Origin of the sequence: Streptomyces sp. AP-93 (genome assembly GCF_022808175.1) — a bacterium.
In the GTDB taxonomy this organism is placed as follows: domain Bacteria; phylum Actinomycetota; class Actinomycetes; order Streptomycetales; family Streptomycetaceae; genus Streptomyces.
This window is the reverse complement of the sequence record NZ_JALGBX010000001.1, coordinates 485,453-497,118: the sequence shown is the minus strand read 5'-3', so window position 1 is coordinate 497,118 and position 11,666 is coordinate 485,453. Positions and strand designations below refer to the sequence as shown.

Genomic DNA, 11,666 nt, shown 5'->3' with positions numbered 1-11,666 from the left:
CTCTTCCGAACAGGACACTAAGTCGACAAGTAGCGCGTGTTCAACGAACACGCCGAACCTCCCGTTTTTCTTTTCACCCTATGTGATCACCCGTATCGGTGGCCAACCAGGGTGCGACGCTGTTCGACCGGACGTCAACTACCGGACACCGCCGGGGCGGTGGGGACGCTCACGTCGAATCGGTCAGCCTTGGGCGAGGCCTTCAGGAGCGCCGTCAGCGCGCGGCCCTTCGCCGCGCTCTGCTCGTCGCTCCCCCAGACCACCGTCCGGCCGCCGGTCAGCTCCAGCACGACCGAGTCGTAGGACCGGACCTTGACCTGCACGGTCACCTTGCGGATGCCTTCGGGGAGGACGCCGGCGATGCCGACGGCCTCGTGCAGCAGCCGTTCCTCGTCGAAACGGCGGCCGCTCGGAGACTGCCGGGAGCTCAGCTCGAGGAGCGGAACACCCGTCGGTGCTTGTCCGACCGTGTCGAATCGCACACCGGAAGCGTCCACTTCCACGAACTGCGCGCCCTTCTTGATGAGCAGAACGGGCTTGCGTTCCGTCACCTTCAGCCCGATTCCGTGCGGCCAGGCCCGCACCACATCGACCGAATCGACGCGGGGCAGGCGGCCGCGGACGCGGGCTTCGATCTCGTCGGTGTCCACGGACACCAGGGGCGCTCCGACGGGGACGGCCGCCGCCGCCAGCACCTGTTCCCGGGTCAGGACCTCGGTGCCGGCGGCGGTGACCTTCTCGATCCGGAGCCAGGAGGACCCGTAGAGGATCCAGGTGCAGCCGGCGGCCAGGAGCAGGGCGAGGACCAGGCCGGCGACCACGAGGGGCCCCCGGCGCAGTCCTCCCGGGAGCCGCCCGCCGGGGCGCGGCCCACGGGGTCCCCCGGGGCCGGATCCCTTGGGCGGCTTCGGCGGCTTGGGAGCCTTCGGGGTCCCCAGCCGCTTGAGGGGGCCGGAGCCCTTCCCGGCGGCTCCCGGACCGCCACGCTGCGCGGTGCTCGCTCCGGCCACTCCTGTGCCTCCTGCGTCGGTGCTTCCCGCGTCAGCGGGCTCTGTTGGCTGCGATCGCCTCGTACACCATGCCGACGAGCAGCTCGTCGGCGTCCCGGCGGCCGAACTCGGCGGCGGCGCGGGACATCTCGTACAGGCGGTGCGGGTCGGCGAGGACCGGGAGGACCTGGCTGAGCACCCACTGGGGCGTCAGTTCCGCGTCGTCCACGAGCAGGCCGCCGCCGGCCTTGACCACCGGCTGGGCGTTGAGCCGCTGTTCGCCGTTGCCGATCGGCAGCGGGACGTAGGCGGCGGGCAGCCCGACGGCGGACAGTTCGGCGACGGTCATCGCGCCCGCGCGGCAGAGCATCATGTCGGCGGCGGCGTACGCGAGATCCATCCGGTCCACGTACGGTACCGGCACATACGGCGGCATCCCGGGCATGTTGTCGACACGCGGCAGTTCGTTCTTCGGGCCGACCGCGTGCAGGATCTGGACCCCGGAGCGCTGGAGGGTCGGCGCGACCTGCTCGATCACCTCGTTGAGGCGGCGGGCGCCCTGCGAGCCGCCGGAGACCAGCAGCGTCGGCAGGTTGGGGTCCAGGCCGAAGGCGGCACGCGCCTCCGGGCGGACCAGTGCCCGGTCGAGGGTGGAGATGGAGCGGCGCAGCGGGATGCCCACGTAGCGGGCGCCGCGCAGCTTGCTGTCGGGGGTGGATACCGCGACGGCGAACGCGTACCGGGAGCCGATCTTGTTGGCCAGTCCGGGCCGGGCATTGGCCTCGTGGACGATGATCGGCACTCCGAGGCGCTTGGCCGCGAGGTAGCCGGGCAGGGCCACGTAGCCGCCGAAGCCGACGACGCAGTCGGCCTTGGTGCGCAGGAGGATCTCCTCCGCGGCCTTGATGGTGCCGCGCAGCCGTCCTGGGACGGTGATCAGCTCGGGTGTGGGCCTACGGGGCAACGGGACGGCCGGGATCAGTCCCAGCTCGTAGCCGCGCTCGGGCACCAGGCGGGTTTCGAGTCCGCGTTCGGTGCCGAGGGCGGTGATGCCCACGGAAGGGTCCTGCCTGCGCAGGGCGTCCGCGAGGGCCAGCGCCGGCTCGATGTGGCCGGCGGTCCCCCCACCGGCGAGTACGACATGCACCGAAATTCACCGCTCTCCGGACGGACGCTTCTTGACGCGCCGTCTCATCGACTTCCATCTCTGCCCGGTCCGCGGCCGGCCGTTCTTGGGCCTCCGCATCGCGAGCGCCGCCCGTGCCGCCGGCTCCTCACGCGCGAAGGCGATGAGCAGTCCGACCGCGAACATGGTCGGCAGCAAGGCTGACCCACCGTAGGAGAACAGCGGGAGCGGGACCCCGGCGATCGGCAGCAGACCGAGCACCGCACCAATGTTGATCACGGCTTGCGCCGTGATCCAGGTGGTCACGCCTCCCGCGGCAAACCGTACGAAGGGGTCCTCCGTGCGTCCGGCCACGCGGATACCCGCATAGCCTAGGGCCGCGAACAGGGCGAGCACCGACAGCGTCCCCGCCAGCCCCAGTTCCTCGCCGGTGATGGCGAAGATGAAGTCGGTGTGGGCCTCTGGCAGTTGCCCCCATTTTTCCACACTGGCACCCAGCCCGGAACCGAACCATCCGCCCGATGCGAGGGCGTAGATTCCGTGGACCGCCTGCCAGCACCCGCCGTTCGCGGGGATCTCGGTCACGCCGATGCACTGGAGCCGTTCCATGCGGTGCGGGGTGGTCTTGATGAGCAGTGCGACGAGCACGCCCACGAAGGCCAGGACCGCCGCGAACATCCGCGTCGGCGCCCCGGCCAGCCACAGCAGGCCGAACAGGATGGCTCCGAGGATCATCGCGGTGCCCATGTCCCCGCCCAGCATGATGAGCCCGAGCAGCAGGAAGGTGACCGGGACCAGCGGCACCAGCAGGTGCTTCCACTGGCTCAGCAGGTCCTTGTCGCCCTTGCGTGCCAGCAGGTCGGCGCCCCAGAGGATGAGGGCCAGCTTGCCGAACTCACTGGGCTGCAGCATGAACGGACCGCCAAGGGAGATCCAATTCTGGTTGCCGTTGATCGACACTCCTATCCCGGGCACCTGCACCAGGACCATCAGGAAGAGCGTGCCGGTGAGCACCGGATAGGACAGGGCCCGGTGGAGCTTGACGGGCATCCGGGAGGCGAGGAGCAGCAGCCCGGTGCCGATCGCGGCCGCCAGGAACTGCTTCTTGAAGAAGTACGCGTCGCCCAGGCCGAGCTGGAGCGCCTTGATCATGGAGGCCGAGTACACCATCACCAGGCCGAGCACGGTGATGAGCAGCGAGCTGCCGAAGATCAGGTAATACGCCGTGAGGGGCCGGTCCCAGGCCCGGCGCAACTGCCGTTGGGTACGCCTCAGCCGGGTCAGCGGTCCGCCCCCGGCGGGCCGCCCGGGACGCGGCGCCGGGCGCCCCCGGCCCAGCATCCGGCCGGCCCCGGGCGCCCTGGGCGCGCCGGGCTTGGCTCCCTTGGCGCCCCTGGCTTCCCTGGCGGTCCTGTCGGCGGACGGCCGCCGCCCCGGCAGCACTTGCTTGGCCGGCATCTGTGATCTTCCCCTCCAACTCGTACGAGGCGAGCAGCCGGTCGGCCGGAGGGAACCTGCCCTGGATCGAGCCGGACCTAGGCCTGCTCGGCGGCCAGTTCGCGCACCGCGTCGGCGAACGCGTCCCCACGCTTGCTGTAGTTCGCGAACATGTCCATCGAGGCACAGGCAGGTGCCAGCAGAACCGTGTCGCCGGGCTCCGCCAGCCGGGCCGCTTCCCGGACCGCCGCGAGCATCGCCCCAGTGTCGGTCCGTGCGAGGTCCACGACCGGGACCTCCGGGGCGTGTCGCGCCAGTGCCTCGGCGATCAGGGCCCGGTCGGCGCCGATCAGCACCACGCCCCGCAGCCGCTTCGCCGCCTTCTGCACGAGCTCGTCGAAGGTCGCGCCCTTGGCGAGGCCGCCGGCGATCCAGACGACCGGCTCGAAGGCCGCCAGGGAGGCTTCCGCGGCGTGGGTGTTGGTGGCCTTGGAGTCGTCGACGTACGTGACCCCGCCCACCTCGTCCACGTGGCTGACCCGGTGGGCGTCCGGCCGGAAGTCGCGCAGTCCGTCGCGGACGGCGCGCGGCTCGACGCCGAAGGCGCGGGCCAGGGCCGCCGCCGCGAGGGCGTTGGCGATGTTGTGCGGGGCCGGCGGGTTGACGTCCGCGACCTCGGCGAGTTCCTGGGCGTTCTTCTGCCGGTTCTCCACGAAGGCGCGGTCGACGAGGATGCCGTCGACGACGCCGAACATGGAGGGGCCGGGGGCGCCGAGGGTGAAGCCGATGGCCCGGCAGCCCTCTTCCACGTCCGCCTCGACGACCAGGTCCTCGGTCGCCTTGTCCGCGGCGTTGTAGACGCAGGCCACCGTGTTGCCCTCGTAGATCCGGCCCTTGTCGGCGGCGTACGCCTCCATGGAGCCGTGCCAGTCGAGGTGGTCCGGGGCCAGGTTCAGGACGGCCGCGGAGTGGGGGCGCACCGATGGCGCCCAGTGCAGCTGGTAGCTGGAGAGCTCGACGGCGAGTACGTCGTACCGCTCCTCGCCGAGCACCACGTCGATGATCGGGGTGCCGATGTTGCCGACGGCCGCCGTCTTGAGCCCGGCCGCCCTGAGGATCGAGGCGAGTATCTGGGTGGTGGTGGTCTTGCCATTGGTCCCGGTGATCGCCAGCCAGGGGGCGGCGTCCGGACCGCGCAGCAGCCAGGCGATCTCGACGTCGCCCACGACGTCCACGCCGGCCGCGGCAGCAGCCGCGAACAGCGGGCTGTCCGGCTTCCAGCCCGGCGAGGTGACCACGAGGTCCGTGCCTTCGGGCAGTACCTCGCCCGCGCGTCCGCCGCCGTCCAGCTCGCCGAGGCGGACCTCGATGCCCTGTTCCCCGAGCTCAGCGGCCCGGGCTCGGTGCAGATCGCCGTCCCCGTTGTCGACGACGGTCACTACCGCACCCAGCCCGGCCAGGGCACGCGCGGCACTGATGCCGCTCACGCCGAGGCCGGCGACGGTGATGTTCTTGCCGTGCCAGGCGGTCACTTGTCGGCTGCCCATCCCGCGTAGAAGACTCCGAGGCCCACGATCACGCACATGCCCTGGATGATCCAGAACCGGACGACGACCAGGACCTCCGACCACCCCTTGAGTTCGAAGTGGTGCTGCAGCGGTGCCATCCGGAAGACGCGCTTGCCGGTCAGCTTGAAGGAGCCGACCTGGATGACGACCGACATGGTGATCAGGACGAAGAGGCCGCCGAGGAGCGCCATCAGGAACTCCGTGCGGGAGCAGATCGCGAGGCCGGCGAGCGCGCCGCCGAGGGCCAGCGAACCGGTGTCGCCCATGAAGATCTTGGCGGGCGAGGTGTTCCACCACAGGAAGCCGAAGCAGGCGCCCATCAGGGCGGCGGCGACGACCGCGAGGTCCAGTGGGTCCCGTACCTCGAAGCAGGCGTTCGGGTTGGTCAGGGTCTGCGCGTTGGCGCAGGACTCCTGGTACTGCCAGACGCCGATGAAGGTGTAGGCGCCGAAGACCATCACGGCGGCGCCCGTGGCCAGGCCGTCGAGACCATCGGTCAGGTTCACGCCGTTGGACATCGCCAGGATCATGAACAGCGCCCAGACCACGAACAGCACCGGGCCGATCGACCAGCCGAAGTCCGTGACGAACGACAGCTTGGTGGAGGCCGGGGCCAGTCCGCGCGCGTCCTTGAACATCAGCGCGAGCACCGCGAAGGCGATGCCGACGATCAGCTGGCCGGCCATCTTGGCCTTGGCCCGCAGACCGAGCGAACGCTGCTTGACGATCTTGATGTAGTCGTCGAGGAAGCCCACCACGCCCATGCCCGCCATCAGCATGAGGACGAGGAGGCCCGAGAAGGTCGGCTGGCTTCCGGTGATCACCTTGGTGAGGGCGTACGCGATCAGTGTGGCCAGGATGAAGGAGATGCCGCCCATGGTGGGCGTGCCCTTCTTCCCGGCGTGACCGCGCGGCCCGTCGTCCCGGATGAACTGGCCGTAGCCCTTGCGGGCCAGACCCTTGATCAGCAGCGGGGTGCCGATGAGGGTGAGGAAGAGTCCGATGACTCCGGAGAACAGGATCTGCCTCATCGGCCGGCGACCTCGCCGTCGAGCAGGGCCTGGGCCACCCGCTCCAGACCGGCTGACCTGGAAGCCTTCACCAGCACGACGTCTCCCGGGCGCAGTTCACTGCGCAACAGGTCGACCGCCGCCTGCGCGTCGGACACGAGCACCGACTCCTCACCCCACGAACCCTCGTTATATGCACCCAGTTGCAGCCAGGAGGCTTCCCTGCCCCCGACCGCGACCAGCTTGCTCACGTTGAGCCGGACGACAAGTCGTCCGACCGCGTCGTGCTCGGCGAGCGCGTCGTCTCCGAGCTCGGCCATCGGGCCGAGCACCGCCCACGTGCGGCCCCCGTTCGCCTTGCCGGCACCGCCCATCGCGGCGAGTGCGCGCAGTGCGGCCCGCATGGACTCGGGGTTTGCGTTGTAGGCGTCGTTGACGATCGTCACGCCGTCCGCCCGCTCGGTGACCTCCATCCGCCACCGGGACAGGCTGCCCGCCCCGGAGAGCGCGGTGGCGATCTCGTCGACGGACATGCCCAGTACGTGGGCGACGGCGGCCGCGGCGAGCGCGTTCGACACGTGGTGCTCACCGTACAGCCGCAAGGTCACGTCGCTGCACCCGGTCGGTGTTCGCAATGTGAAGGAAGGCTGCCCCCTGTCCGTCATCCGGACTTCGGTGGCCCTGATGTCGGCGTCCTCGGCCTCGCCGAAGAGCACCGTACGGGCCTTCGTGCGCCCGGCCATGGCACGTACCAGCAGGTCGTCGGCGTTGAGGACGGCGATGCCGCCCTCCGCCCCGGACGGCAGGGCCTCGACGAGCTCGCCCTTGGCCTGCGCGATCTGCTCGCGGCCGCCGAACTCTCCGATGTGCGCGGTACCGACGTTGAGGACCACGCCGATGCGCGGGGGCGTCAGTGCGGTGAGGTAGGCGATGTGGCCGATGCCGCGGGCGCCCATCTCCAGGACCAGGTGCTGCGTGTCCTCGGTGACCCGCAGCGTCGTGATCGGCAGGCCGATCTCGTTGTTGAGGTTCCCGGGGGTCCACACGGTCGGCGCGTGGTGCTGCAGGACCTGGGCGATCAGGTCCTTGGTGGAGGTCTTGCCGGCGGAGCCGGTGAGGGCCACGACGTCGGTGCCCAGGCGTTCGACGACGGCTCGGGCGAGCGCGCCGAGGGCGGCCACCACGTCGGGGACGACGATGGCCGGGACGCCGACGGGCCGGATCGCGAGGACGGCCACCGCACCGGCGGCCAGGGCGCGTTCGGCATAGTCGTGGCCGTCGACCCGCTCGCCGACGAAGGCGGCGAAGAGGCTGCCGGCCTCGACCTCGCGGGAGTCGTAGACCACGGGACCGGTGACCATGACGGACGGATCCGGTATGTCGTGGGGCTGCCCGCCGGTGATGTCGGCGATCTCGGCGAGGGAAAGGGCGATCACTGGTTGACCTCGGCCTGTCGGGGACGCTGGCGTGCTTGGGTCTCGCGTGCTTGCTTCTCGATGGCCGCGCGCAGGACCGCACGGTCGTCGAAGGGGCGTACGACGCCCGCGGTGTCCTGGCCCTGCTCGTGGCCCTTTCCGGCCACCAGCACGGTGTCGCCGGCCTCCGCGCGCGCGACGGCGGCGGCGATGGCCGCCGCCCGGTCGGCGTCGACGAGGACGGTGCCCCGCTCGGCGGGCGGCACGGACACGGCGCCGCGGAACATCGCGGCGAGGATCTCGAGGGGGTCCTCGGAGCGCGGGTTGTCGGAGGTCAGTACGGCGGTGTCGGCGAGCCGGGCGGCCGCGGCGCCCATCGGGGCCCGCTTGGTGGTGTCGCGGTCGCCGCCGCAGCCGAGTACGACGTGCAGCTTGCCGGTGGTGACCTCGCGCAGGGCCCGCAGGACCGATTCGACGGCGTCCGTCTTGTGGGCGTAGTCCACGACGGCCAGGTACGGCTGTCCCGCGTCGACCCGCTCCAGGCGGCCGGGCACGCCGGGGACCGCGGCGACGCCGTCGGCGGCGGTCTGCGGGTCGACGCCGGCGGCGGCGAGCGTGACGACCGCGGCGACGGTGTTGGCCACGTTGAACGGACCGGGCAGCGGGGCGGTGGCCCGGACCCGCTCGCCCGCGGGACCCACCAGGGTCAGGGTCGAGTCCATGTGGCGCGAGACCACCTCCTCGGCCCGCCAGTCGGCGGCCGGGTCGCCCGCGGCGGAGAAGGTGACGACCGGGATCGGCGACTCCTTGGCGAGGCGGCGGCCGTACTCGTCGTCGATGTTGACCACGCCGAGGCGGGCGCGGCGCTCGGTGAAGAGCTGCGCCTTGGCCTGGAAGTAGTCCTCCATGTCGGAGTGGAACTCCATGTGCTCCGGGCTCAGGTTGTTGAAGACGGCCACGTCGAAGACGCAGCCGTCGACCCGGCCGAGCACCAGGGCGTGGCTGGAGACCTCCATGGTGACCGCCTCGACGCCGCGTTCGCGCATGACGGCGAAGAGCGCCTGCAGGTCGGTGGCCTCGGGGGTGGTGCGCTCGGACTTGATGCGCTCGTCGCCGACGCGCATCTCGACGGTGCCGATGAGCCCCGTCCTGCGTCCGGCGCCGCGCAGTCCGCCCTCGACGAGGTACGCCGTGGTGGTCTTGCCGGAGGTGCCGGTGATGCCGATCTGGAGCAGGGCCCCGCCCGGCCGTCCGTAGACCGCGGCGGCCAGTTCGCCCATCCGGCCGCGCGGGTCGGCGACGGCGAGGACCGGGAGTCCGGTGGCCGCGGCGCGCTCCGCGCCGGCCTGGTCGGTCAGCACGGCGGCGGCGCCGAGGGCGGCCGCCTGCGCGGCGAAGTCCGCACCGTGCAGCTTGGCGCCCGGCAGGGCCGCGTACAGGTCTCCGGGGCGCACGGCACGGGAATCGTGCGTGATGCCGGTGATCCGCGTCTGCGCGCCGGGGACTTCCACTCCCAGCAGCTCCGCCAGCTCGCCGAGGGGCGTCGGCTGGACGGACAGGGGACGTGGCGCTCCCGGCGGCGCTGCCGGTGCGTCGTTCTGGGTGGTTCTGGGCTGATCAGCGTGGGGCACGGCGGTGAGCGTACCGGGCCCGGCGGGCCGCTCGCGAAGCGAGGGCCCGGCCTCGGGGGCGGCGGACGCGTGGTTCCCGGATTCGGGGGTGATCGTTGTCACTGGTGGTGCCTCACGCTTTTCTGGGGCGGGCCGACGGGGAAGGCGGTCACTGGCTCGGCTGCGGGCCGGGCTGTTGCCCGGGCTGCGCGCCGGGTTCGTAGGTGACCGGGAGTCCGGCGGGGGCGGTTCCGGTGGGAGCGACCTGGAGGGTTTTGAGGGCGAACTCCATGACCTTCTTGTAGATGGGCCCGCAGATCTGGCCACCGAAGTAACTGCCCTTGGTGGGGTTCTGGATGGCGCAGTACACGGTGATGCGGGGGTTGTCCGCGGGTGCGAAGCCTGCGAACGAGGCGGTGTAGCCCTTGTAGCGGCCGGTGGCCGGATCCACCCGGTTGGAGGTGCCGGTCTTGCCGCCGACCCGGTAGCCGGGGATCCGGGCCTTGGTGCCGGTGCCCTCCTGGTCGTCGACCACCGACTCCAGCATTTCCGCGAGGGTCTTGGCGGTCTCCTTGCTGACCACCTGGTTCTTCGCGGGCGCCGGGGCCGGGGTGAAGCGGCCGTCGGGGCCCCTGGTGCCGCGGACCAGGGTCGGGGCGATGCGGACCCCGCCGTTGGCGATCGTCGAGTACACGGAGGCCGCCTGCATGGCGTTGAGGGACAGGCCCTGGCCGAAGGGGATCGTGTACTGCTGGGAAGTGGACCACTTCTCGGGCGGGGCGAGGATGCCGCGGGACTCGCCGGGGTAGTTCAGGCCGGTGGGCCGGCCGATGCCGAACTTGTCCAGGTACGAGAACAGGACCTTGTTGGCCTCGGGCTGCGTCGGGCCCAGCTGGCCGGTGGCCAGGATGGTGCCGATGTTGGAGGACTTGGCCAGGACCCCGTTGAGGGTCAGGTACCAGGTCGGGTGGTCGATGTCGTCCTTGAAGAGCCGGTCGCCGCGGTGCAGCCGGTTGGGGACCTCGACGTGGGTGTCGGGCCTGGCCTTCTTCTCCTCCAGGACGGCCGCCATGGACATCACCTTGGCGGTGGAGCCGGGCTCGTACACGTCCTGGAGCGCGGCGTTGCCCATGGCGGCGGAGCTGGCCTTGGACAGGTCGTTGGGGTCGAAGCCGGGGGCGTTGGCCATGGCGAGGACCTCGCCGGTGCGGGTGTCCTGGACGATGACGTACCCGCGGTCGGCCTCCGACTTGGCGACCTGCTCGGTGATGGCGCTCTGCGCGGCCCACTGGATGTCGCGGTCGATGGTCAGCTCGATGTCCTCGCCGGGCACGGCGGGCTTCTCGTCGGACCCGGCCGTCGGGACGCGGCGGCCGCCGGACTGGGCGTAGGTGAGCCGGCCGTCCTTGCCCGCCAGCTTCTTGTCGAGGGAGGACTCCAGGCCGCCGCCGCCGTTGCCCTCGGCGTTGACGTAACCCAGTATCCCGGCGGCGAGGTCGCCGTTCGGGTACACGCGCTTGCTGCTGGGCTCGTTGAACACGCCGGCCAGGACGTTGGCGCCGGGGCCGTTGTTGTCCTTGTCGGCGGACGCCTTCTCGGCGAAGACCTTCTTGAGGCCCTTGATCTGGTTCCAGACCTGGGGGGTCTGGCGGCGGGCGAGGACCACGTAGCGGGTGTTCTTCGTCTTCAGCCGCGCGGTGAGCTCCTTGGCGTCCTTGCCGAGGATCGGCGCGAGGAGCGCGGCCGCCTGCTCGGGGGCGTCGGGGGCCTTGCTCTCCTGCACGGTGAACATGTGCGGGTCGGCGGTGATGTCGTACGCGTCCACGCTGGTGGCCAGCGCCACGCCCTTGCGGTCGGTGATCTCCCCGCGCTCGGCGGCCAGGGTGTAGCTGGCGAAGCGGTTCTCGGAAGCCTTGGCGGAGTACGCGGAGGCGTCGACGGCCTGCACCTGGAGCAGCCGTACGACGAACGCCAGCATCACCAGCGTCAGCCCGACGCTGACCAGCCGCAGGCGGGGCTTGGGGGCACCGAGCCGGATCGTGTGCGGTTTCCTCGCGGGGGCGGGGCGGCGGGTGGCGGGCCTGGCGGCCGGCCGCGCCGAAGCCCGCGCCGGGGCCCCGCCGGGCCGGGGCCGCCCGGGGCCGGGCACCCGCCGCCGCGGCGGCTCCTGCGGGCTCATGCGCAGCCTCCGGGCGCCGACGGGGCTGAGCCCTGGCTGCGCCGTGCGAAGCCCGGCTGCGCCGAAACCCCTGGGGCTCCGCCCCAGACCCCGCTCCTCAAACGCCGGAGGGGCTGATATTGCCCTGCGGGCAATCCAGGCCGACGCCGGCCAATTCCAGCCCCGCCGGCGTTTGAGGCGCGGGGGTCCGGGGGCTGGTCCCCGGGAACGGCGCCGCGTGCGGCCACGGGTCCGGGGCGGAGCTCCGGGGACACCCCCGGCCCGTCCGGCGCTTGAGGACCGGGTCCGGGCAGGCCCGGGGAACGGCGGAAGGGCGGGTAGGGGACATGCCC

Annotated in this window: 8 protein-coding genes; all 8 read right to left on the bottom strand. The window is 71.7% G+C overall.

Going from position 1 to position 11,666, the window contains the following annotated elements; genetic code table 11:
• Positions 1 to 134: 134 nt before the first annotated feature.
• The 8 genes from MTF69_RS02350 to MTF69_RS02315 all read right to left on the bottom strand — a co-directional run bounded on the left by MTF69_RS02350 (position 135) and on the right by MTF69_RS02315 (position 11,334).
• Entirely contained in the window at positions 135 to 1,010 is an 876-nt protein-coding gene (locus tag MTF69_RS02350) for an FtsQ-type POTRA domain-containing protein (RefSeq protein ID WP_308401354.1), read from the bottom strand.
• 31 nt (positions 1,011 to 1,041) lie between these two features.
• A complete protein-coding gene (gene murG / locus MTF69_RS02345) occupies positions 1,042 to 2,136 on the bottom strand; it encodes an undecaprenyldiphospho-muramoylpentapeptide beta-N-acetylglucosaminyltransferase (protein ID WP_243330148.1) in 1,095 nt (364 codons plus the stop codon).
• A 6-nt stretch (positions 2,137 to 2,142) separates the two neighbouring features.
• Positions 2,143 to 3,573 (bottom strand): putative lipid II flippase FtsW, encoded by a 1,431-nt coding sequence (gene ftsW / locus MTF69_RS02340; RefSeq protein WP_243330146.1) that lies wholly within the window; start codon positions 3,571 to 3,573, stop codon positions 2,143 to 2,145.
• A gap of 77 nt (positions 3,574 to 3,650) precedes the next feature.
• Entirely contained in the window at positions 3,651 to 5,099 is a 1,449-nt protein-coding gene (gene murD / locus MTF69_RS02335) for a UDP-N-acetylmuramoyl-L-alanine--D-glutamate ligase (RefSeq protein ID WP_243330144.1), read from the bottom strand.
• The gene (mraY, locus tag MTF69_RS02330; RefSeq protein ID WP_243330142.1) at positions 5,081 to 6,151 is read right to left on the bottom strand and encodes a phospho-N-acetylmuramoyl-pentapeptide-transferase; all 1,071 of its coding nucleotides are present in this window, start codon (positions 6,149 to 6,151) and stop codon (positions 5,081 to 5,083) included. The genes murD and mraY overlap by 19 nt, the downstream gene beginning before the upstream one ends.
• A complete protein-coding gene (gene murF, locus MTF69_RS02325; RefSeq protein ID WP_243330141.1) occupies positions 6,148 to 7,566 on the bottom strand; it encodes a UDP-N-acetylmuramoyl-tripeptide--D-alanyl-D-alanine ligase in 1,419 nt (472 codons plus the stop codon). Before murF ends, mraY begins: the two co-directional genes overlap by 4 nt.
• A complete protein-coding gene (locus MTF69_RS02320) occupies positions 7,563 to 9,278 on the bottom strand; it encodes a UDP-N-acetylmuramoyl-L-alanyl-D-glutamate--2,6-diaminopimelate ligase (protein ID WP_243330139.1) in 1,716 nt (571 codons plus the stop codon). The genes murF and MTF69_RS02320 overlap by 4 nt, the downstream gene beginning before the upstream one ends.
• A 46-nt stretch (positions 9,279 to 9,324) precedes the next feature.
• A complete protein-coding gene (locus MTF69_RS02315; RefSeq protein WP_243330137.1) occupies positions 9,325 to 11,334 on the bottom strand; it encodes a penicillin-binding protein 2 in 2,010 nt (669 codons plus the stop codon).
• Between the last annotated feature and the right edge of the window lie 332 nt (positions 11,335 to 11,666).

Excerpts from the sequence above, each read along its gene's own strand:
- mraY (WP_243330142.1), bottom strand. The coding sequence starts at position 6,151 with ATGAGGCAGATCCTGTTCTCCGGAGTCATCGGACTCTTCCTCACCCTC.
- ftsW (WP_243330146.1), bottom strand. The coding sequence starts at position 3,573 with ATGCCGGCCAAGCAAGTGCTGCCGGGGCGGCGGCCGTCCGCCGACAGG.
- MTF69_RS02315 (WP_243330137.1), bottom strand. The coding sequence starts at position 11,334 with ATGAGCCCGCAGGAGCCGCCGCGGCGGCGGGTGCCCGGCCCCGGGCGG.
- murD (WP_243330144.1), bottom strand. The coding sequence starts at position 5,099 with ATGGGCAGCCGACAAGTGACCGCCTGGCACGGCAAGAACATCACCGTC.